This is a genomic window from Streptomyces sp. AC1-42W (assembly GCF_003248355.1).
Lineage (GTDB): Bacteria > Actinomycetota > Actinomycetes > Streptomycetales > Streptomycetaceae > Streptomyces.
The window spans coordinates 1,073,024-1,094,399 of the sequence record NZ_QKWY01000001.1; the positions used below are offsets into that span (position 1 = coordinate 1,073,024).

Sequence of the window (21,376 nt, forward strand, 5' to 3'; positions counted from 1 at the left end):
TCCCTCCCGCCAGTGCTCCAGGAGAACCCGAACGTGACATCTCCGGCCGACTACTACCCGGAACTCGACGGCGCCGAGATCGCGGAGAGCATCACGCCCCTCGCGCGCTTCGACGGCCCGATCCTGGCGATGCTCAAAGACGGCTCCGACGAGTTGAGGTCCGTACGCGCCGACGGCGGCACCGCGCCGGAGGGCACCGGGGACTGGATCGACGAGGCCGAGGAGTACCCCTTCCAGCGCGTCGTACGGTCCCTGGCCGCCCGGGTGGCCGCCACCGACCCGCTCGCCGGCCACGAGGACCTGCTCCACGACCCCCGAGCCCTTCTGCGCGAGGTGCTCACCCGTACCGAGACCCGGCTGCGCGAGGTCTGCACCCGGCCGCTGGTGGCCGCCGTGAACCGGGCCCGGGAACGCGGCGTACTCACCGGCGACACGCCGCAGGAGCGCTACCTCTCCTTCGTACGGCAGGCCGTCGACTCCTCGTTCGAGGAGGCGGGCGGGCTGGCCTTCCCCGTGCTGCGCGGTCTCGTCCCCCTCCTCGTCCGCAACGAGCGGAACGCCGTGGCGGAGGTGCTGAGCCGGCTCGCGGCCGACCGGGCCGACCTCGCCCGGGTCCTCGGCCTGGACCCCGCCGACCGGCTGGTCTCCCTCGGGGGTGCCGAGGGAGACACCCACCACCACGGCCGCAGCGTGGGCGTGCTGACCTTCGGCTCCGGGCTCCGCGTCGTCCACAAGCCGAGGGACATCTCCTGCGAGGCCGCCTACGCGCGCCTCGCCCCCGAACTCAACGCCCGCTACGGCACCCGGCTGAGCGCGGCCCGGGTGCTCCAGCGCGACGGATACGGCTACGTCGAGTACGTGGAGGCCGAGGAAGTCGCCGACATCTCCGCGGCGTTCCTGCGCGAGAGCGGCGAACTGGCCGCTCTGTTCTACCTGCTGAACGCCCGCGACATGCACTTCGAGAACATCCTGCCCACCCGCCGCGGCCCCGTCCCCATCGACCTGGAGACCCTCCTGCATCCCGAGCGGATGCACCACGGCCCCGTGCCGGAGGCCCCCGGCAACGCCTACGCCGCCATCGGCGGGTCCGTCTACGGCATCGGCATCCTCCCGCTCGTCATGCCCGGCAAGGGCCCCGACGCCGGCCACATCGACCTCGGCTTCCTGGGCGGCCAGGGGCGCGGCGCGACCCCGTTCAAGAGCCTGCGCTTCGAGAACCCGTACACCGACCGGATCAGCCTGGTGCTGCGGTCGTCCGCCGCGGCCGAGCGCCGGACCGTCGCGGGCGCGGTCACCGAGGAACGGGTCCGCGAGCTGGGGCGGTGCATGGCCGAGGGCTTCACCCGGCTCTACCGCGCCGTCCTCGCCGACCGGGAGGGCTGGACCGGCCTGCTGCGCCGCACCGCCTCCGGCGTACGGGTGCGCTACGTGCACAACCCGACGGCGCTGTACGGGCAGACGCTGCGGATGACCTCCGGGCCCGCCGCGCTCGACGGCACCGGCCCCTATCTGGCGCTGCTCAAGCGCGTCGCCATCGCCAGCAAGTCCGGCGACCAGCCGCTGATCCGCTCGGAGATACGCCAGCTCGCGGAGCGGGACGTGCCCTACTTCACGGTGGCGGCGGAGGGCACCGACCTGTGCGACGGCTCCGGCACACCCGTCGGCTCGTCCTTCGACAGCTCGCCCCTCCAGCAGGCCCTGGACAAGGCGGACCGGCTCTCGGAGCCCGACCTGCGCGAGCAACTGCGGCTCATCCACTCCGCGTTCTCCTCCCGCTTCCCCGACAACCACCTCAGCGCCGCGGGCACCGCGCCCGCCGACGGCCCGGCACCGGACGCCGCGCGGCGGCGCGAGGAGATGACCGCGCTGGTCCGCCGGCTGTCCGACCGGCTCGTCGAGACCTCCCTGCCCGACCAGTTCGCCCATCTGCCCCGCACCTGGATCGGACCCATCGCCTCCGCCGACGCCAACCGGCCCTGGCCGCCCGGTGTCCTCGGCTACGACCTGTACACCGGACGCACCGGCCCGGCCCTGGCCCTGGCCTCGGCGGCCCGGCTGCTCGGCGACGGGGCGTACCGGGAACTGCCCGCCCAGATCTTCTCCACCACCGCCGAGATCCTCGCCACCCGCGGCTACGAGACCCGCAGCGTCCAGCAGGCCGGCTTCGCCGGATACACCGGCATGGCCGGGGTGCTGTTCGCCCTGGCCTCCGCGGGGCGGCTGCTGGACGAGGAGGACTGGGTGACGGCGGCCCGGGGCGCCCTGCCCCTGGTCATGGACCAGATACGGGCGGCCCCCGCCGGCCGGCTGCCGCTGGACGTCATCGGCGGGCTCGCCGGCGTGATCCCCTGCGTCGCCGCGGTCGGCGGCCCGCTCGCCCCGGCGGCGCTGGCCGAGCTGACCGGGCTGCTCACCCGCCTCCTGCGGGACCCGGCCCGTACCGCCGATCCGCTGTTCGCCCAGTCGGGCTTCGCCCACGGCGTCAGCGGCGCCCTGCACGCCCTGTGCCGGACGCGCCCCGTCCTGTCCGGCGACGAGGCGTCGTCGGCGGAGGAGACGGCGGCGGCGCTGCTGGAGCGGCTGCGGCACTTCCACGACCCGGCCGCGGACAACTGGTTCTCCAACACGGCGGGCGAGCGCACCTTCTCCACGGGCTGGTGCCACGGCGCCACCGGTATCGCCTTGGCCCTCGCCGCCTGCGCCGACACCTTCGGCGAGCGCTTCGGCGAGCGCCCCGGCCACGAGGGCTGCGGGCCGCTGCGGGACCGGGCGGTCCGCAACCTGGTCGCCCACGGCTTCGGACGCAACCTCACGTGGTGCCACGGGGACCTGGGCAACCACGACGCCCTGCGCGCCCTCACGGAAGCGGAAGCCGGGGCCGGGGGCGGGACCGGGGCCGGGGCCGGTGGGCCGGACCTGCGGGCCTCCCTCGCCGAGGTCGAGGAGCGGTGGCTGCACCCCGGCGCCTTCGCCCGCAAGATCGACGACAGCACCAGCCGCTACGCGCACACCAGCAGCCTCATGGTCGGCACCGCCGGCATCGTGGTCCACCTGGTGGGCCGGCTCGACCCGGCCGTACGGCTCTCGCCCGTGACACTCACCCTGGAGGACCGGCGATGAGCGGACGACGGGTGCCGACCGTCACCCAGGTCACCCAGACCGAGTGCGGCCTGTGCTGCTGCGTGGCCGTACTGCGCCACCACGGGCGGGCGGAGGACATGACCGAGGCGCGGGACGCGCTCGACGCCGGACGGGACGGCCTGTCCGGCAGGGACCTCGTCCGGTTCCTGACCGAACGCGGCATGCGCGTCAGGTCGTACCGGGTACGCGGGATCGGCGCGCTGGAGAAGTTCACCTCCCCGGTGATCCTCTTCTGGGAGGACCAGCACTTCCTGGTGCTGGAGCGGTTCGACGGCCGGACCGCCGTCGTGATGGACCCCGCGGTGGGACGCCGCCGGATCAGCCGCCAGGAACTGGAGGACGGGTTCAGCTCCATCGCCATCAGCGCGGAGCCGGGACCGGAGTTCGAGCGCAAACGCGCCCGGCCGTTCGCGGACTGGCGCTCCGTGCCGCTCTTCGCGGAGGGGGCGCCCCGGCGCATCGCCCTGGTCGCCCTGCTCTCCCTCAGCGGCTACGGCGCCGTGCTCGGCATCCCGCTGCTGACCGAATGGGCCGTCGACCGGGCGGGCGACTGGCACCGCCCCGTCGATCTCGCCCCGGTCATGGCCGCCGTCGTCGCCGTCGCCGCCGGCTTCTTCGCGATCCATCTCATCAGGGTGCTGATGCTCTCCTCGGTGGTCACCCTGATGGGGCGGCACCTGATGACCCACACCTTCAGCCGGCTGCTCGCCCTGCCCTACCGGTTCTTCACCGTGCGCCAGCCCGGCGAACTGCTGTTCCGGCTCAACAGCGTCAACTCCATCCGCGACCTGCTGTCCTCCCGGATCGCCCAGGGCGTCCTGGACATCGGCACCCTGCTCTGCGTCACCGTCTACCTGTACGTCACGGAATGGCGGCTCGGCGCCGTCGCCACGGTGCTGCTCCTGCTGAACGCCTCCTACCTGGCGATGACCCGGATACGGGTGCTGGAGTCGGCGGAGACCGAGATCTCCCACCTCTCCAAGAGCCAGTCCGCCCAGCTGGACGCCATCGTGTCCATCTCCTCGATCAAGATGGGCGGCTACGCGAAGGAGTTCGTGGACCGGTGGAGCACCACGTACGACGCCTCCCTGGACGCCATGCGCACCCGGATGCGACTCCAGCAGGGCCGCATCGCGGGTGTCACCACGACCACCCAGATGTTCGGGCCCATCGTGGTGCTGCTGGCGAGCCTCTACTTCGTCAGCCACGGCCGGATCTCGCTCGGCGCGGCCATCGCCGTACAGACGGTGTCCGGCACCTACTTCGCCCTGGCGACCTCGGTGTTCCAGACGTACACCGAGTTCACCGAGGCGTCCCGCTACATGGCCCGGCTCAACGACATCGCCGAGGCCGCACCCGAGCCGCGCGGCGGCAGCCGCACCCGGCTCCCCGACACCTCGATCGTGCTGGACGACGTCGTCTTCCGCTACACCCGGCACAGCGAACCCGTACTGCGCGGCGTCTCACTGGCCATCGAGCCCGGCTCACGCATCGCCCTGGTCGGGCCGTCCGGGTCCGGGAAGAGCACCCTGGGGCGGCTCATCTGCGGCCTGTACGAGCCGTGTTCGGGCACCGTGCGGTTCGGCGGGCACCCCGCGTCCCAGTACGACCGGGACGCCCTGCGCCGCACCATCGGCTACATCCCGCAGGAAGTGCACCTGCACAACCGCACCGTCCTGGAGAACCTGACACTCGGCCAGGACCTGCCGCTGGAGCGGGTACGGGAGTACTGCGCCGAGGTCGGCATCCTCGACTTCCTCGACGACCTGCCCATGGGACTGCACACCCTGGTCTCCGAGATGGGCGCCAACTTCTCCGGCGGCCAGCGCCAGCGGCTGGCCATCGTGCGGGCCCTGCTGCAGAAGCCGAAGCTGCTGGTCATGGACGAGGCCACGGCCTCCCTGGACACCGTCAACGAGCGCCGGGTCAACGGGATCATCGAGCATCTGGGCGCCACCCAGGTCATCATCGCCCACCGGCTGGCGACCATCCGCTCCGCCGACCGCATCCATGTCCTCGACCGCGGCCAGGTGGTCGAACAGGGCACCCACCACGAACTGCTGAACAGCGGGTCCCTCTACGCCGAGCTGTACGCGGAGCGCACCGAGGACCCCACCCTCGTCCCTGGAGAGCGGTCATGACCCACAACCCCCCGGCCATCGAGGCGTTCCAGCCCTTCTACGCGCACCTGGTCCCCGAGGACACCGTCGCCGACCGCGTCGGCCCGGCGCTCGCCCGGGCGGCCGGGCCCGGACGGGCACAGCCGCTGCTGCTCCAGGTGCGTGCCGGACTCGTCCGCGCCGTCGAGACGCACGCCTTCCGGACGCTGATCAAGGAGTTCCACGCCTTCCGCGAGGAGGCCGGGCTGCCCGCGTCCACCGGTACCGACACCGCACTGCGGCGCTTCCGGCTCCGCCTGGAGGACCCGGCCGTCTGCCGGGACATCACCGACCGGCACCCCGTCCTGCGGGACCGGCTGCGTACCGTCGTCGCCAACGGGCTGGACGCCCACGCCGAGGTCTTCGCCGCCTTCGACGCCGACCGCGCGGCCCTGCGGGAGGCCGGCCTGCTGTCCGGCGACCGGACCGGCGTCGCGGACATCTCCGGCACCGGCTCCGACCTGCACAACGACAACCGCCAAGTGGTGCGCGTCCACCTCACCGACGGGACGCGGCTCGTGTTCAAGCCCCGGCCGCTGGGCACCGACGCGTTCGTCCGCGACCTGTTCGCCGCGGCGGAGCCCCGGCTGCGGCACTCGCTGGCCGACTGCGTGCCGGCCTCCGTCACGGCGGGGGAGCACGGCTGGCAGCGGTACGTGGTCCCGTCCGCGATGGACGGCGCGGACCAGCCCGAGCGCTACTTCTACCGGTTCGGGGCGCTGTGCGCGCTCCTCGGCGCGATCGGGGCCTCCGACCTGCACGACGAGAACCTGCTGGCGGCCGGCGAGCACCCGTGCCTGATCGACACGGAGACCGTGCTGCGGCCGGACCCCGGCGAGGTCCCGGCCTCCCTGCCGAAGACGCTGGTCGACCATCTGAAGCTGTCCGTGGCCTCCACGGTGCTCATCCCGATGGTCGACCCCAACGGAGCCATGGACATGATCGTGGCAGGGGTGGGGGTCGAGGGCGACCAGGCGTCACGGCTGCGGCGGCCCGCCCTCCGGGACACCGGCACCGACAACCTCCACGTCCGCTGGGAGAACCTCGTCTACCGGCACCGCGACAACGTGCCCAGGCTCGGCGCGGACGCGCTGTCCCCCGTGGACCACTTCCCCGCCCTGCTCGCCGGATACCGGGACGCGCTCGGCCCGGTGCGCGGCGACGGTCTCGGGGTCGTGCTCGACGGCCACCGGGACATGCCGGTGCGCTGCCTCATCCGCTCCACCATGATCTACTCCCGGTTCCTGGACGCGGCCACCCACCCCGACTACCTCGTCCGGCCCGAGGAGGCCGACCGGCTCCTGCGGCTCCTCGGCAGTTACCCCGAATACCTGGGCCCCGCGGCGGCGCGGTTCGTCGGCGACGGGGAACGGGCCGCCCTGGACACCGGCAACGTCCCCTACTTCGTCACCCGGGCGGACTCCACCGCACTGGCCGCCGCCGGCCGGACCATGCCGGCCGTCTACACGTCGTCCCCGCTGGACTTCGCCCGCCGCGGCCTCGCCGTCAACGGCCGCCGGAGCGACGCCTACCACCACTTCCTCCTGGAGGAGTGCTTCGGCGAACTCTGCGCCGACCGGCCCGGCGGGCTCTCGCCGCACAGCGTCTTCGCCGACGCCTGCCGGGGCGCCCGGCCGGGCCGGTGGTGGCCCGCCATCGCCCGCACGGTGGACGCGGTCGCCGTCCGCCACGACGGCCCGGACGGCCCCGAGACCGGCTGGGTCTCCGGCATCGGCCCGGGCCGCAACGCGCCGACCCTCACCCCGGGCAACTTCATCTCCTTCCACGACGCCGGCGGCATCGTCGCCTTCCTGCGCAACGCCGCCCTCCGCGACCCCGCCCTCGGCCCCGCCGGACGCGCCGCCGAACGCGGCCTGGACGCCCTGCTCGCGGAGTACGGCGACATCCTGCTCCAGGTGCCGGAGGGCATCTTCACCGGCGGGGCGTCGCTGGCCCTGACCCGCCCGGACCGGGACGACCCCGACTGGACGGCGCGGGTACTGGCCCGCATCACGGAGGCGGCACGGGCCGGCACCCTGGAGGCGGACCTGGCCAACGGGCCCGCCGGCACCCTGATGGTGCTGCTGTCGCGGACCGCGGCCGGACGGGAACCGCGGGGGACCAGGGACCTGGCCCGCCTCGTCCGCTCCCGGACCGCCTCCCTCGCGGCGCCCTGGTACGACCTGGCCCACGGCGAACTGGGCCTGCGCTGGGCCGCCGCCCGCACCGGCAGGGTGCTGGACGACCCGGCACTGGGCGCCGCGTCCGCCGACTGGCTGGAGGAACGGCTGCGCACCGGTGACCGCCCCGAGTTCGCCGGATGGTGCAAGGGCGCCGCCGGGCTGCTGCTGGCCTCGGCGGAGATCCTGGTCTCGGCCGGCCGGCCCGAACGGCTGGCCGGCGGCACGCTCGCCGCACTCGTGGACCGGGCGACGGCGGTGCCCGACGGGCCGGTCGACCTGTCCGTGTGCCACGGCACCAGCGGCGCCGTCCAGTCGCTCGTCGCCGCCGCCGGGCTGCTCGGCGAACCGGCGCTCCTGGAACGGGCGGTGGACCTCCAGGAGCGGGCCATCGCCACCGCCGTCCGGCACGGCTTCCATCTCGGCGCGCCCGGACGGACCTCCCTGCTCGGCTACATGTTCGGCTGGGCCGGGGTCGGCGACACGGATCTGCTGCTCGCGGCGGCGCTGGAGGACGGGCCGGACGTACCGGTGCCCGTCGCCCTGCGCGTCCCGGCGCACGCGGACGCGGTCGTGCCGGCCGCCGCCCGGTGAGCGGCCGTACCCGCGCGGGTGCGGCCCCGGTGACGCGGCGCGGGTCCGGCCGCGGAAAGGAACGGTGATGAAGTACTCCTTGCTGCTGCCCATCGGCCCCACCCGGCCCGAGCAGGTGGTCCCCTTCGCCAATCTGGTGCAGTGGACGGCGGCCGACCGGCTCTGGCTGGGGCAGGGCATGGTGCTGGAGTCGCAGCACCTGGTCAGCTGGCTGGCCGGGCTCGGCATCCGGGTGCCCATCGGCTTCGGCGTCTCACTGATGCCGTTCCGGTCGCCGTACCACGCCGCCGTCGAGGCGCGTTCGGTGGCGATCACCACCGGACGCCCGGCGGTCGCCGGGTTCGGCCCCGGCGCGGTGTCGCTCCAGCGGGGCCTGCTCGGGCGCCCCTACCCGAGCCAGATCGGCGCCGCCAAGGAGTACGTCCGGATCGTCCGGGACCTGGTCGCGGGCCGCACCGCGGAGGCGGAGGGCGAGCACTTCACCGTGTCGGCGGCCCTCATTCCGGCCCTGGCGCCGCCGGTCGCGGTCGGCCTCGGGGTGCTGCGTGAGCGGATGGCGGTCGCGGCGGGCGAGGCCGCCGACGCGGCCGTCACCTGGATGGCCGGCGCCCGGTACCTCACGGACACCCTGCTCCCGGCGATGCGCGGCGCCGATCGCGAACTCGCCGCCCCGCTGCGGGTGAGCGCCATCGTGCCCTTCGCCCTCGCGGGCCCCGGCCGCGACCCGGTCGCCCTCGCGTCGGCGGCCTGCGGGTCCCACATCCAGCTGCCGCACTACCGGGACACGCTGCGCCGCGCCGGGGTCGAGGTCCGGGGCGAGGCGGACGAGGACGCGCGGGCCCTGGTCGACGCCGGGGTCTTCCTGTACGGGAGCGCCGAGGAGATCCACGGCGCGCTCGGTGAGTTCGCGGCCGCCGGGGTGGACGAGGTGGTGCTGAACGCCACGGGCGTGGCCCTGACGCACGGTCCCAAGGCGGCGGCCGACGATCTGCTGCGGATGCTGCGGGGCGTCACGCCCGACGCGGAGTCAGGGGACGGCGGCCTGTGGTGACGGGACACGGTTCACGGTGAGGTCCGCCGCGGGGCGGGCGGACGTACGTGCCGGATACGCGGCCACGAGCCGCAGGGCGGCCTCCCGGTCCCAGGCCAGGGCCGCCGTCCGCACCGCCTCGACCTCGGGTGGCAGCGCCAGCCCGAGATCCTCCGCGAAGACCGACGCGCACCGCTCGACGGCGGCCAGCGCCCCGGCCGCGTCACCGGTGACGCAGTGCGTCGCCGCCAGCAGCGTCCACAGCCGCTGCCGGTAGGGGGCCTCGGCGATGACGCTCTCGATGCGGTAGGCCAGCAGCTCCGTGTGGCCGGCCAGCACACAGGCGGTGAAGAGGTCCTGGTAGGCGTCGAGCCGGGCGCAGTCCAGCCCGGCGGCGTGCGCGCCGAACCAGCGGGTGGGCGGCAGCGCGTGGCCGAATGGCCCGCGCCACAGCGCCGTCCCGGCCTCCAGCTCGGTCACCGCCGCGTGCGGTTCGCCCCGCAGCAGCAGCTGCCGGCCGCGCCGTGCGTGCCCGGTGAAGGCGGCCAGGTCCAGCTCGTGTGCCTCGGCGCGCAGCACGTAGCCGCCGGCGGGTCCCCGGTGGGTGTGCAGCCGGTCGCTGAGGCCCGGCACCGCGCGGTCGAGGTCGCGGCGCAGCCCGGTCAGATGGCTGCGGATGTTGGCGGTGGCCGAACCGGGCGGCTCGTCCCAGAGGATCTCCATGAGGTCGGAGGCGGCCAGCGGCCGCCCCCGCCGCAGCAGCAGCGCGGTGAGCAGCGCGCGCCGGACGCTTGAGCAGGCCTCGGCCCGAGGGCCCACCTGCACCGGTCCCAGAATCCTGAAGAGCATGCCCCGATCCCCCCTAGCCCGGACTTGGGTCAGGTACCGGGCAGTACTGAGAACAATGGTTCCTGTCACGCGCCGGACAGGTCAAAGAAGCGGGTGTCCGGGGGCAACGGGGCCCGGCGTGGAGCGGCAGGGAGCGGAACGGATCGGCGTTCGAGGGTGGTCACCCGGCCCGGCCAGTCCGCGGAGGGGGCGTCCGTCGTCGCCCCCGCTCTCCCGTACAGAGGCTTCGTGTGCCACTCTCCTCGCTCGCGCGGCCCTCACCATGTCACCGGGTCACGAGGGGGTCAAGGGTGTTGCGTCATCCTGCAACGTCCGTGGTCAGGACGGGAGTTGATTGTCATGGCCACCCATCGCGGCCTGCCCCTGCGGCCCTGCCTGGCCGCCGCGCCGGCCGTTTCGTGCGGCCGAACCCTCCAGGGACACCGCCGTGCCGTTGGCCATATGGGGTCATGGCCCCAAGTGTCCGCTCTCAGGCGCTGACAAGCACTGCCGCGCTGGAAAGTATGGAGTCACCGACAGGCAGTCGCGGCAGCCGGTCCGGCTGTCGGCGATGTCCCACCTGTGTCGTTCACGTGAGTGGAGTGGCAACCTGAGATGAGCAGAATCTCTCTGACTTGTGCTGTGGCACTGTTCGTGATGGCCGTACCCGTTGTCTCCGGCGTGGCGGTCGGCGCCGTCGGAACGTCTGCGGCGTCGGGTCCCGCGGAGGTGCGGTCGGCGCAACTCACCGGTACCGACGCCGCGACGGACACGGTGCCCCAGGACTCCTCCGATGACCTCGGCTGGCAGTAGCGGGCCGGAGGGCGGCGGTGCCCGTCAGTCGCGCATCGGCAGCCAGCCGCGGCGGACCGCTTTGACGCCGGCCTCGAAACGGCCCCGGGCTCCGAGGCGGTCCTGCAGCGAGGTGGTGATGCGGCGGGCGGTACGGGGGGAGACCCCCAGCCGCTTGGCGATGCTCTCCACGGTGTGGCCCTCGGCGAGGAGCTTCAGCGCCGCCGCGTCCTGCGGGGCGAGATCGGCGTCCTTCGAGCTCGGAGGAGCCCCGCCGACCACGCGGGCCCGTTCCCAGACCGATTCGAAGAGCGCGTGGAGCGCTTGGACCGTTGGGGACTCGGAGAAGACGACCGCTCCGCGTCCGCTGTCGTGGTCGTCGACGGGCAGCATGGCCAGACGGCGGTCGGCGATGATCATTCGGGTGGGCAGTAAAGGCGCTGTCCGCACCTCGGCACCCGACCGTATGAGGGATCGCACGTGGTCGAGGGTGGGCGCGTCGCTGCGGATGCTCTCCAGGTAGATCGTCCGCAGACGGACGCCGCGCTGGAGCAGCCCCAGGTTGAGGGGCCGGGACGCGTCCATGTTGTCCTGCGTCTGTGCCCCGTCCGGGGCGAAGGTCAGCACTTCGCCCTGGATCTCGGTGGCGAGCTGGGACAGCCATTCGCGTATCCGGTCGATGCCGACGAGGAGTTCCACACCGACCTGCTGGGGATCGGCCATCGCCTCGGACGCCTCGGCGATGAGCTGTGTCGCGGCGGCCCGTGACAGGGCGAGGCGGTGCTGATGTGCTTCGAGCTCGGCGCTCTGCCGTTCGAGAAGGATCCTCATCGCCACTTCGGGGCTCACCGGCCGCTGACGTCCGGAGGGCTCGTAGGACTGACGCACCAGGGCCAGTGAGCTGAGCTGGTCCAGGGCGATTCCCACGTCCTCCCTCGACAGTCCGAGACGCTGGGCCAAGGCGGCCACGCCTTCACCTGGATGGGTGAGCATCTCCCGGTACACCAATTCGCACGTGGCGTCCACGCCCAGTGGTTCGAGCAGATTTCCCATCTGGCAGATCATGCCAGCGAGCCCCCGGAAAGGTCTAGGCCAATGGGTGTGGGTGCCTATGCCGACGCGTGCGCCGGCCGTGAGTCCATGCGGCTGACCCACCTCACCCTCGCCCTGGAAGGGGAACGGGAGCGCTTCCTCGGGTCCTTCGCCGAAGCGATCCGGTCGGCCTCGCTTTCCCATGGGCTCATCGAGCACGTGACCGTGCACGACCGGGGTCCCGGGGCACTGCCCGTGATCGGCGTGTTCACCCTGCACTCCTCGGGCCGCCGGGCCGAGGAGGACCTCGCAGCGCTCTGCCGGCTCCTGATCCGTCGGGACACGCGATTCGGGGCCGGCCGGCTCGTCGATGTCCGATGCGTCCTGTGACCTCCGGGACGCCGAGCGCACGGGTGCCATCCCACCGAGTACAGATTTGGAGAAAGCAGTGGATACCCCTAGCCATATTCATGACGTTCCGGACTGGCTGGACGGGATGCTCCCCTCGGGAGAGGGGCACGGGGAGCACGCCGCCCGGACCGCCGTCCAGCGACTGGCCACGGGCAACGGGCTGATCGGTGTGGTCAAGACGCTGCTGGACAGTCCCGAGGCCCTGCGATCCGCCGCCCGGCGCTCGCACGCCCATGACAACGGCTTCGACAAGATCACGCTGGCGTCCTCCACGTCGGGCTGGCGGCTGCGGCTCAACATCTGGTGGCCCGACCGGGGCGTGCACACCGAGAACATCCACAACCACCGGTGGGACTTCGCCTCGTTCATGCTCGCCGGAGCCTGTCTGGCGGACTACTTCCAGCCGGCCTCCGACGGCACGCCGATGTACGGCTACGAGTACGCCAAGGGCGACGGCTCCTCGTATCGCCACCGCTTCCTGGGCAGGCGTCAGGTCTCCCTGGCGATGAGCGGGACGATCCGGCGCGGAGACAGCTATCTGCTGACGCGCTCGCTCATGCACCGCATCGTCACCGACCGCCGCGACCTCGTCGCGACCCTGATGCTCCACTCCCCGCAGCGCAGCGAGACCGCGACCACCCTGACCGACTCGCCCCTCTTCGACGAGCAGCCGTCCGCCGCGCCGAGCCTCTACACCGACGTGGCGCTGCAGCGCCGTCTGAGCACCTTCCTGGAATGCCACGCACCCTTCTGACCAGCCGCTACGCCGTACAGGCGATGGATACGGAGAGGTTTCCTCATGCTCATCATGGGAATCAACAGCTACTTCGAGCACCCTTCGGTGGCGCTGATCGAGGATGGTGAAGTCCTCTTCGCGGCCGAGGACGAACGCTTCACCGGGATCAAGCACGGCCGCCGCTACACCCCGTTCAGCAGCTACCTCCCGGTGAACGCCATGCACAAGGGGCTGGCCTACATCGGGCGCACCGCGGCCGACCTGGACGAGATCGCGTACTCCTACCATCGCTGGGACCACCTGAAGAGCCTGGCCGGCTGCCTGACCGGCAGCCGGCTGTCCTCGCTACGGGACGAACTCAGCGCCTTCGCGACCCTCGCCAACCTCCCCCACGCGCTGCGCAGCGGGTACGAGATACCGCACCGGTTGCGCGACCGCCTCCGCCCGGAGGACCTGCGCGGGGTTCCGGTCCGTGAGTGGCGTCACCATCTGAGCCACGCGGCCTCCGCGTACTACTGCTCGGGCTGGGACAACGCCCTGGTCGTCGTCGCCGACGGCGCGGGGGAGAAGGCGTGCACCACGGTGTACGAGGGCCGGGGCAAGGAACTGCGGAAGATCACCGAGGAGGTGCTGCCGAACTCCCTCGGGCACTTCTACTCCTTCGTCACCGAACACCTTGGGTTCGAGCCCTTCGGGGACGAGTTCAAGGTCATGGGTCTCGCCGCCTACGGCGAGCCGCGCTACAAGGACGTCTTCGACTCCATCGTCCGGCTCGGCCCGCAGGGGCGCTACACCGTCGACCTGCGCGCGCTGCGGTCCCTGACCGCCGCCCTGGGCGAACGTCGGCTGCCGCACCAGAAGATCGAACAGATTCACATGGACATCGCCCGGTCGGCCCAAGCGCGCCTTGAGGAGACCCTGGTCCACCTGGTGTCCCACCACGCGCGGGCCACCGGGCTCAGGCGGCTCTGTCTCGCCGGGGGGACCTTCCTCAACTGCGTGGCCAACGGCCGGCTGGCCGGGCTCGGGCTCTTCGACGAGATCTTCGTCCAGCCCGCCGCCAGCGACGCGGGAACCGCGCTCGGCGCGGCGGCCCTCAGTGCGATCCGGCGCGGCGGCGACGCCCAGCTGCGCTACGCGTCGTTCGCCCTCGGCACCAGCCACGACGAGCGGAGCATCGCCGAGGCGATCGACCAGTCCGGAGCGGAGTCCGAGGTCCTGGTGGAGAAGGACATGGTCGAGCGGCTGGCACGCCGGCTCGCCGACGGCGACATCTGCGCCGTGTTCCGCGGCAGGATGGAGTTCGGCCCCCGCGCCCTGGGGATGCGGAGCCTCCTGGCCAGCCCGCTCGACCCCACGATGCGCAAGCGGCTGAACGTGGTGAAGGGGCGCGAGCAGTTCCGCCCGGTCGCCCCGCTCGTCGCCGACGAGGCCTTCGACCGGTACTTCGACGGGCACCGCGACCCGTACATGCTGTTCACGACCAAGGTCAGGCCGGAGGCCCGGGACCTGATCCCGTCCGCAGTCCACGCGGACGACACCGCACGCGTCCAGAGCGTCCCCCGGGACCACGACCCCTTCCTGCACGCCGTCCTCACCGAGTTCGGGCGCATCACCGGACACCCCGTGCTCATCAACACCTCGTTCAATGTGCGGGGCAGGCCCATCATCGAGAGCCCACAGGAAGCCCTCGGCTGCTTCTTCTCCTCCGGCATCGAAGCGATGGTCATGGAGAACCGGTTCATCGAGCGGAGGAGCCGATGACCGGGACCGCGCCCGACAAGCCTCTCGACGTCAACCGCCGGACCTGGGACCTGCTCACATCGGTCCATGTCGGCTCGGACTTCTACAGCACAGAAGCGGTCAAGGCCGGCCGTTGCTCGCTCAAACCGGTCGAGCTCACGCTCGCCGGCGACGTCCGGGGGCTGCGGCTGCTGCACCTCCAGTGCCATTTCGGGCTCGACACCCTCTCCTGGGCCCGTCGTGGTGCGGAGGTCACCGGCGTCGACTTCTCGCCGGCCGCCATCGCCGTCGCCCGTGCGGCGGCGGCCGAGACCGGCATCGGCGCACGTTTCGAGACCGCGGACGTCCAGGACCTGCCGCAGCCCGACGAACCCTACGACCTGGCCGTCACGACGTACGGGGTGCTGTGCTGGATCTCCGATCTGGCGGCCTGGGCCCAGGGCATCGCGCGTTCGCTGAAGGAGGGCGGCCGTCTGGTGGTGGTCGACTTCCACCCGATCCTGGAGTACGTCCACCCCGGGAAGATGACGGGGGCCGAGAGCTATTTCGGCGCGCCGGCCGCGAAGGGGGTGTGGAACCGGGGCACGTACGCCGATCAGAGCGCGGACATCGAGTACCGGGAGTTCCGCTGGCAGCACACGCTGGCCGATATCGCCACGGCCCTGCTCGGAGCCGGACTCACCCTCACCACTCTGCGTGAACACCCGTACAGCTCCTATCAGTTGTTCGACGAGCTGACCGAAGAGCGTGACGGGATGTGGCACACGGCCACCGGGTCCTCCCCCTACCCCTTCATGTTCTCCCTCGTGGCTGAGCGGACCGGCCGATGAACGCCGGCCGGCTTGCCGGGCTGCTGCCCGGAGCCGCGATCCCCGTACCCGTACCGGGCGGACGGCTGCCCACACCGCTCGACGAGCGACGCGACCTGGCAGAGGACCTGGGCGCTCCCGTATGGCTGAAGCGCGAGGACCTGTTCGACGATCTCGGCTCCGGCCACAAGGCGCGGAAACTCGCCTACGTGGCCGCGGACGCCGTCCGCCGCGGCGTCGACGTCCTCGTCACCGGGGGCAGCCTGCCCTCCGGGCAGTGCGTGGCCGTGGCCGCGGAAGCCCGTCGCCTGGGCATCGAATGCCATGTGGTCTACTGCGGCGACGAGCAGGTCAAACCGGCTCGCCCCCAAGGCAGTTACCTGGTCACGCTGCTGCTGGGGCCACGCGTCTCCTGGCACGAGCGGACCCCGTGGGCACGGATCGAGGAGCTGCTCGCCGCCGCCGCCCACCAGGAGCGGGAGCGGGGACGCCGGCCCCAGGTGATCCCGCCGGGCCTCAACGCCTGGCCCGGCATCCTCGGCAGCATCGATCTGGGCGTCGAACTCGCCGGGCAGCTCGCCGCGGCACCCGAGGGCGCGGACGACGTCCAGGTGGTCACCGCGGCCGGCTCCGGCACCACATGTCTGGGCCTGAGCATCGCCGCCCGGCTGCTCGGCCTGCGCTGGACCGTGCACGGCATGTGCATCGGCGGATCCGCCGACACCGTGCGGCACGAGGTGGCGCGGCTGCGCGAGGAGGCGGCCGGACTGCTCGGCGACGCCACCGTGCGCGGCGCGGACGTCACCGTGCACGGTGCCTCGCTCGGCGCGGGATACGACCGGCCGACCGACGCCGAACTGGAGACCATGCGCGGCGCCCTGCGCCGACACCGGCTGCTGCTCGACCCCAACTACATGGTCAAGGCCTACGGCGGGATGCGCGACGCCCTGAGGACGGGCGCGCTCTCGCGCGACGTACGGACTGTACTCGTCCACACCGGCGGCGGACTGGGCATCCACGGCGACAGCCCGGTCCTCCAGGACTGGTACGCCAGGAGTTTCGCGGAGTTCCTGGCCCCGCGCCCTTCGCCGCACTCGTAACCCCACGAAGGAGACCTCGTATGTCCACGCGAACGCTGACGGAATTCCCCGCGGCGAATGTGGCCAGTCTGTCGAAGCTGATGCTGTGGATGAACAGCGGATGCAACGCCCGGTGCCGCATGTGCGACATCTGGCGCGAGAAGCCCGGCACCACCCTGACGGTGGAGGAGATCCGCTCCTGGGCCCCCGAATGGCGGGAGGCCGGCATCACCACCGTCGTCATGTGCGGTGAGTCGCTGATGCACCCGGATGTGTGGCCGGTCGTCGCCGCGATCAAGGAGGAGCGGATCCGCGTCGAACTGCTCAGCAACGGGCTGCTGCTGCACCGGCACGCGGAGAACGTCGGGAAGTACTGCGATGTCCTGCGGGTCTCGCTGGACGGACCCGAACCCGTGCACGAGCGGATGCGGAACGTCTCCAAGGCGTACGAGCGGCTGCGCCGCGGGATAGCAGCCCTCCACGAGCGCTACCCGGACTACCCCGTCCACGCCCGGTGCGCCGTGCACAAGCAGAACTTCCGGCATCTGGCCGCGACGGTGGAGACGGCCAAGGAGCTGGGCGTCCACGGAATCACGTTCTCCGGCACGGACATGCACAACGAGGAGGCGTTCCGCCGCTTCGAGACGATCGACCAGAAGTACATCGAGAGCCTCATGATCGGCTCGGAGGAGCTTCCCGTCCTGGAGGAGGAGGTGGAGCGGCTGATCGTGACCCGTGCGGAGGACTTCGCCTCGGGCTTCATCGGCGACGCGCCGGACCGGCTCCGGGACATCCTCGTCACCTACTACCGGAGCCTCAACGGAATCGGCCGCCGCTCCATCCGCTGCAATGCCCCGTGGACCTCCGCGATCCTCGAGTACGACGGCACCGTGCGTCCCTGTTTCCCCATGCCGGCCTACGGAAACCGCAATGACCACACCTCGCTGCTGGAGGCGGTCAATTCGCCCGGGGCGACGGAGTTCCGCCGCACCCTGGACGTCACCACGAACGAGGCGTGCCTGCGCTGCGTCGATCAGTCGGTCAACTGACCGCGCCGACGCGGAGAACGGGGCGTCATGCTCGATACCAGACTGCTGCTCGAGGAACCGGACCGGGTGGCCGGACTCCTCGCGACACGGGGCGTCGACCCGGCGGAGGTGCGTGCCACCGCCGAAGCGCTCCGGCTCGCCCGTGAGACGGCGAAGCTGCTCGACACGGCGCGGGAAAGCGCCAACCGGCAGACCCGCGACCATGCGCGGGCCGCGCGCGGCACGGAGCCCTCCGAGGACGGGGCACCCCCGCCCTCGCGCTCCGACCTGCGCGCCGCGCGGGCCCGGGTCACCGAGCTCGAGGACCAGCACAGGTCCGCCCGGCGGGAGGCTCGGGCCCGGGTCCTGGCGCTGCCCAATCTGCCGGAGGAGAAAGCTCCCCGGGGCACCCGCGACACCGACAGCGCCCTCGTCGGCGAATCGGGTCCGCCCGACCGCGGCCACGCCCCGCCGGCGCACTGGGTCACCGCCGAGGCGGACGGCTGGTCGGACGCGGCCCGGTCGGTGAAGCTGAGCGGCCACGGCTTCTCCGTACTGCGGGGCGACGGCGCGCGGCTGCTGCGGGCCCTCGTCGCGTTCGGGCTCGATCTCCACCGGGGTACCTACGAGGAGCTCGTCCTTCCGCAACTGGTCCGGGGCGAGGCGATGGTCGGCTCGGGGCACCTGCCGGAGTTCGCGGACGGGGTGTACCGCGTCGAGGACGAGGACCTCTACGCGGTGCCCACCGCCGAGGTCCCCGTGACCGCCCTGCACCGCGACGAGCTGCTGACCCCGCAGGAGCTGCCGCTGCTCTACATGATGCACAGCACGTGCTTCCGGCGGGCCGCGGGAGCCTCGGGCGGAAGCTCCCGGGGGATGCAGCGGCTCCACGAGTACCACCAGGTGGAGCTGGCCCGGATCGTCTCCCCGGCCGACTCCCACGAGCACTTCCGGATGCTCCTCACCGACGCGGAGCGCGCGCTCGTCGCGCTGGGGCTTCCCTACCGCGTCCTGGACGTCTGCACCGGCCGGCTTCCCTTCGCCGCCGCGCTCGCGCGACGACTGGACGTCTACTCGGCCGGCACCCGGAGCTGGCTCCCCGTCTCCACCGTCAGCCTCTTCACGGACTTCCAGGCACGCCGCAGCGGCATCAGGGTCGGCACACCGCGAGGCAGGACCTTCCCCCACACGCTCAACGCCTCGGCACTCGCGGCCTCCCGGCTCTGGGGCGTTCTGATCGAGAACGGCCTGCGCGACGACGGCCGGGTCGTCCTTCCGGAGGCGCTGCGGACCGCCATGGACACCGATGTCCTGCGGCCGCGCCCCGGCCGCGGCTGATCCTCCCCCGTGAACCGACTCTCTCAGCAGAAAGGCCAGTTACCGTGCCCAACGGATCGATGTCGGCTCTGCTCCACCGCCTGGGCGGCCACGAGGCGCGTGCCCGACGGTCGCTCAACTTCACCCCGAGCGAGAACGTGCTGTCCCCGCTGGCGCGCGTGCCCCTCGTGACCGACTCCTACTCCCGCTACTTCTTCAACCACCAGGAGCTGTTCGGGGAGTGGATGTTCTTCGGCGGGCTGGAGGCCGGGCTGATCGAGCCGGAGATCCTGCGCCCCCTGCTCCAGGAGATGACCGGTGCCCGGTACGTCGACGTGCGCCCCATCTCGGGGCTCAACTGCATGACGATCGCCATGGCGGGTCTCTGCCCGAACGGCGGCACCATGTTCACCGTCCCGGAGTCCGGCGGCGGGCACATGAGCACCACACACGTGGCCGCCCGTCTCGGCATCAGGACCGTGCCGCTCCCCATGCGCGACACCCACGGTCTCGACCTCGAAGCGCTGGAGCGCGACCTCGCCCGCCACCACCCCGACCTCATCTACCTCGACCAGTCCACCCAGCTCTTCCCGATCGACCCCCGTCCGGTGCGCGCGCTGATCGACGCCACCTCGCCCGAGACCGTCCTGCACGTCGACTCCAGCCACACCAACGGCCTCATCCTCACCGGGGCGATGACGAACCCGCTGACGGCCGGCGCGCACACCTTCGGCGGCTCCACCCACAAGACGCTGCCCGGCCCGCACAAGGGCTTCCTCGCCACGAACGACGAGCGGCTGCGCGACCGCATCGACGCGATCGCGTACCACTACGTCAGCCACCATCACCTCGGCGCGGTGATCTCCCTCGCGATCACCCTGCTGGAACTGCGGGACTGCGGCGGGGAGGTGTACGGGGCGAGCATCCTGGAGAACGCCCGCCAGTTCGCCGAACACCTCAGCGCACAGGGGATTCCGGTCGCCGCACCGGACCAGGGGTTCACCCGGTGCCACCAGGTGTGGGCGCAGACGGTCGACGGCGTGGACGCGGGCAGCGTCGCCCAGCGGATGCACGACAGCGGCATCCTGGTGAACCGGCTCGGCGGACTGCCCGGACTGGAGGGTCCGGCGTTCCGGCTGTCCCTGGCGGAGATGACACGGCTGGGCGCCACGGGCGACGACATGAAGGAACTGGCCTCGCTCTTCGCGTCCTTCCTCTCCGGCGGTCCCGTCCCCGACCACCACGACCGCGTCCGGGACCTGCGCAGGCGACTGCCGGGCCCCGCCTTCTGCTACGGCTACGAGGACCTGGTGGAGATGGGGGCGCCGCCCGGCCTGCTGGACCTGTTCTCCGCCGTCAGCCGGTCCGTCACCCACGAAGGCGAGCCGCTGCGATGAGCGAGCCGAAGGCCACCCTCTCAGTGACGATCATGAGCCACCCGGACCGTCGCGATGCCGCGCGTGCCCTGTCGCGGGCGCTGGGCGACGTGCCCGTGCTGGTCGACGAGGAGAAGCACGGTCCGCTCCACAACGCGGTACGGGCCTGGCGGTCGGCCGACCCCTCGGCCAGCCACCACCTCGTGCTCCAGGACGATATCCGCCCCGTTCCGGGGCTCATCGAGGAGTTCGAGCGGGCCGCGGCCCGCCACCCCGGCACCGTCCTCGCCGGGTACGCGAACTGGAACGCGGAGAACGGCGCCGCAGTGCGGCTCGGCGCGGTCTCCGGAGCCTCCTGGGTGGAGCCCGTCCACGACTTCTACTTCCCGATGCTCGCCACCGCGATCCCGGTCGCCCACCTGGACGACTACGTCACGTACGCGAGCCGCTACATCGGCATGATGCGCCACGACGACTTCCCGCTGGCGCGGTTCATCCGGGAGCGGGAGATCCCGGCGCTCATCTCCGCGCCCTCACTGGTCGAGCACGGGGACGACCACAGCGTCGCCGGCAACACCTACTACATCCCGCTGCGTTCGGCCTGCTTCCTCGACGGTGACACCGCTCCTGCCCTCGACCACGACGCGATGGTACGGGACTTCGCGCTGTGCCCGTTCACCGGCGAGGGGCACACGGACTTCCTGGCGCGGGTGCCCGTCGGCGGGCGGGACCGGTGGATCAGGTCACACTGGACGGACCACGGCGAACGGCTGGGGCTGGACGCGGACGAGGTCAGGGCCCTGTTCGGCAGGACACTGCGGTCGAGCTCGGTGTTCACCGCACTGTGCGAGGACACGCACGAGGAGTTCCTCTACAACGTGTGGCTGACCTCCTTCCTCCTGGGCCGCGTCGTGCGGGCGAACGGCGGCACCGGCGCCCCGGACCTGTCGCCCGTGGCCCTCGCCGCCCTGCGCACCGTTGCCATCGGCTCACTGCGCAACGTCTTCGTGCCCGTCGGAGTCGTCCAGGACCGTGTCGACCCCCTGCACGCCCTGGCGGTCGACGGCCATACCGAGGGGCTGCGGTGACCTCCCCCTGTCGTGAGACCCGTCGACCAGCGA

Annotated in this window: 16 protein-coding genes; 14 read left to right on the forward strand and 2 right to left on the reverse strand. The window is 72.2% G+C overall.

The genetic code is table 11. The features are described 5' to 3' along the window. Positions 1-33 precede the first annotated feature (33 nt). From DNK56_RS04935 to DNK56_RS04950, 4 genes are all read left to right on the forward strand, one after another. Positions 34-3,120, forward strand: coding sequence for a type 2 lanthipeptide synthetase LanM family protein (locus tag DNK56_RS04935; RefSeq protein ID WP_111330807.1), 3,087 nt, complete (start codon positions 34-36; stop codon positions 3,118-3,120). Then, entirely contained in the window at positions 3,117-5,282 is a 2,166-nt protein-coding gene (locus DNK56_RS04940; RefSeq protein ID WP_111330809.1) for a peptidase domain-containing ABC transporter, read from the forward strand. Before DNK56_RS04935 ends, DNK56_RS04940 begins: the two co-directional genes overlap by 4 nt. Continuing rightward, positions 5,279-8,074, forward strand: a complete 2,796-nt coding sequence (locus DNK56_RS04945; RefSeq protein WP_111330812.1) for a DUF4135 domain-containing protein — start codon at positions 5,279-5,281, stop codon at positions 8,072-8,074. The genes DNK56_RS04940 and DNK56_RS04945 overlap by 4 nt, the downstream gene beginning before the upstream one ends. A 67-nt stretch (positions 8,075-8,141) precedes the next feature. Further along, positions 8,142-9,125 carry an LLM class flavin-dependent oxidoreductase gene (locus DNK56_RS04950; RefSeq protein WP_199563877.1) on the forward strand — a complete coding sequence of 328 codons (984 nt, stop codon included), beginning with the start codon at positions 8,142-8,144 and terminating at the stop codon, positions 9,123-9,125. Here DNK56_RS04950 and DNK56_RS04955 read toward each other — a convergent pair. Beyond that, positions 9,102-9,953 (reverse strand): AfsR/SARP family transcriptional regulator, encoded by an 852-nt coding sequence (locus DNK56_RS04955; RefSeq protein ID WP_111330816.1) that lies wholly within the window; start codon positions 9,951-9,953, stop codon positions 9,102-9,104. The genes DNK56_RS04950 and DNK56_RS04955 overlap by 24 nt on opposite strands. A 636-nt stretch (positions 9,954-10,589) precedes the next feature. Here DNK56_RS04955 and DNK56_RS34910 point away from each other — a divergent pair. Next, positions 10,590-10,745 (forward strand): hypothetical protein, encoded by a 156-nt coding sequence (locus DNK56_RS34910; protein WP_158564894.1) that lies wholly within the window; start codon positions 10,590-10,592, stop codon positions 10,743-10,745. A gap of 24 nt (positions 10,746-10,769) precedes the next feature. Here the strand turns inward: DNK56_RS34910 and DNK56_RS04960 are convergent, their stop codons facing one another. Further along, on the reverse strand, positions 10,770-11,777 hold the full coding sequence (locus DNK56_RS04960) for a helix-turn-helix transcriptional regulator (RefSeq protein WP_342211069.1): 1,008 nt from the start codon (positions 11,775-11,777) through the stop codon (positions 10,770-10,772). 48 nt (positions 11,778-11,825) lie between these two features. Here DNK56_RS04960 and DNK56_RS04965 point away from each other — a divergent pair, with 48 nt between their 5' ends. From DNK56_RS04965 to DNK56_RS05005, 9 genes are read left to right on the forward strand one after another with little or no spacing between them, the layout of a single operon-like run. Further along, on the forward strand, positions 11,826-12,146 hold the full coding sequence (locus DNK56_RS04965) for a hypothetical protein (protein WP_146610527.1): 321 nt from the start codon (positions 11,826-11,828) through the stop codon (positions 12,144-12,146). A gap of 58 nt (positions 12,147-12,204) precedes the next feature. Continuing rightward, positions 12,205-12,921: a hypothetical protein gene (locus DNK56_RS04970; protein ID WP_146610526.1), complete on the forward strand. Its 717-nt coding sequence runs from the start codon at positions 12,205-12,207 to the stop codon at positions 12,919-12,921. 45 nt (positions 12,922-12,966) lie between these two features. Continuing rightward, the gene (locus DNK56_RS04975) at positions 12,967-14,667 is read left to right on the forward strand and encodes a carbamoyltransferase family protein (RefSeq protein ID WP_111330824.1); all 1,701 of its coding nucleotides are present in this window, start codon (positions 12,967-12,969) and stop codon (positions 14,665-14,667) included. Next, on the forward strand, positions 14,664-15,476 hold the full coding sequence (locus DNK56_RS04980) for a class I SAM-dependent methyltransferase (protein WP_111330826.1): 813 nt from the start codon (positions 14,664-14,666) through the stop codon (positions 15,474-15,476). The genes DNK56_RS04975 and DNK56_RS04980 overlap by 4 nt, the downstream gene beginning before the upstream one ends. Next, positions 15,473-16,555: a 1-aminocyclopropane-1-carboxylate deaminase/D-cysteine desulfhydrase gene (locus DNK56_RS04985; RefSeq protein ID WP_111330828.1), complete on the forward strand. Its 1,083-nt coding sequence runs from the start codon at positions 15,473-15,475 to the stop codon at positions 16,553-16,555. The genes DNK56_RS04980 and DNK56_RS04985 overlap by 4 nt, the downstream gene beginning before the upstream one ends. Before the next feature lie 20 nt (positions 16,556-16,575). Continuing rightward, the gene (locus DNK56_RS04990) at positions 16,576-17,583 is read left to right on the forward strand and encodes a radical SAM protein (RefSeq protein ID WP_111330831.1); all 1,008 of its coding nucleotides are present in this window, start codon (positions 16,576-16,578) and stop codon (positions 17,581-17,583) included. 27 nt (positions 17,584-17,610) lie between these two features. Further along, positions 17,611-18,900 carry an aminoacyl--tRNA ligase-related protein gene (locus DNK56_RS04995; RefSeq protein ID WP_111330833.1) on the forward strand — a complete coding sequence of 430 codons (1,290 nt, stop codon included), beginning with the start codon at positions 17,611-17,613 and terminating at the stop codon, positions 18,898-18,900. 59 nt (positions 18,901-18,959) lie between these two features. Then, positions 18,960-20,276, forward strand: coding sequence for a hypothetical protein (locus DNK56_RS05000; RefSeq protein WP_111330836.1), 1,317 nt, complete (start codon positions 18,960-18,962; stop codon positions 20,274-20,276). Beyond that, on the forward strand, positions 20,273-21,343 hold the full coding sequence (locus DNK56_RS05005; RefSeq protein WP_111330838.1) for a hypothetical protein: 1,071 nt from the start codon (positions 20,273-20,275) through the stop codon (positions 21,341-21,343). Before DNK56_RS05000 ends, DNK56_RS05005 begins: the two co-directional genes overlap by 4 nt. Positions 21,344-21,376: the final 33 nt, after the last annotated feature.

What these genes read in the sequence shown, in the direction of transcription:
- DNK56_RS04990 (WP_111330831.1), top strand. Translation starts at nt 16,576, where the DNA reads ATGTCCACGCGAACGCTGACGGAATTCCCCGCGGCGAATGTGGCCAGT.
- DNK56_RS05000 (WP_111330836.1), top strand. Translation starts at nt 18,960, where the DNA reads ATGTCGGCTCTGCTCCACCGCCTGGGCGGCCACGAGGCGCGTGCCCGA.
- DNK56_RS04945 (WP_111330812.1), top strand. Translation starts at nt 5,279, where the DNA reads ATGACCCACAACCCCCCGGCCATCGAGGCGTTCCAGCCCTTCTACGCG.
- DNK56_RS04985 (WP_111330828.1), top strand. Translation starts at nt 15,473, where the DNA reads ATGAACGCCGGCCGGCTTGCCGGGCTGCTGCCCGGAGCCGCGATCCCC.
- DNK56_RS05005 (WP_111330838.1), top strand. Translation starts at nt 20,273, where the DNA reads ATGAGCGAGCCGAAGGCCACCCTCTCAGTGACGATCATGAGCCACCCG.
- DNK56_RS04980 (WP_111330826.1), top strand. Translation starts at nt 14,664, where the DNA reads ATGACCGGGACCGCGCCCGACAAGCCTCTCGACGTCAACCGCCGGACC.
- DNK56_RS04940 (WP_111330809.1), top strand. Translation starts at nt 3,117, where the DNA reads ATGAGCGGACGACGGGTGCCGACCGTCACCCAGGTCACCCAGACCGAG.
- DNK56_RS04995 (WP_111330833.1), top strand. Translation starts at nt 17,611, where the DNA reads ATGCTCGATACCAGACTGCTGCTCGAGGAACCGGACCGGGTGGCCGGA.
- DNK56_RS04975 (WP_111330824.1), top strand. Translation starts at nt 12,967, where the DNA reads ATGCTCATCATGGGAATCAACAGCTACTTCGAGCACCCTTCGGTGGCG.
- DNK56_RS04950 (WP_199563877.1), top strand. Translation starts at nt 8,142, where the DNA reads ATGAAGTACTCCTTGCTGCTGCCCATCGGCCCCACCCGGCCCGAGCAG.
- DNK56_RS34910 (WP_158564894.1), top strand. Translation starts at nt 10,590, where the DNA reads ATGGCCGTACCCGTTGTCTCCGGCGTGGCGGTCGGCGCCGTCGGAACG.
- DNK56_RS04955 (WP_111330816.1), bottom strand. Translation starts at nt 9,953, where the DNA reads ATGCTCTTCAGGATTCTGGGACCGGTGCAGGTGGGCCCTCGGGCCGAG.
- DNK56_RS04960 (WP_342211069.1), bottom strand. Translation starts at nt 11,777, where the DNA reads ATGGGAAATCTGCTCGAACCACTGGGCGTGGACGCCACGTGCGAATTG.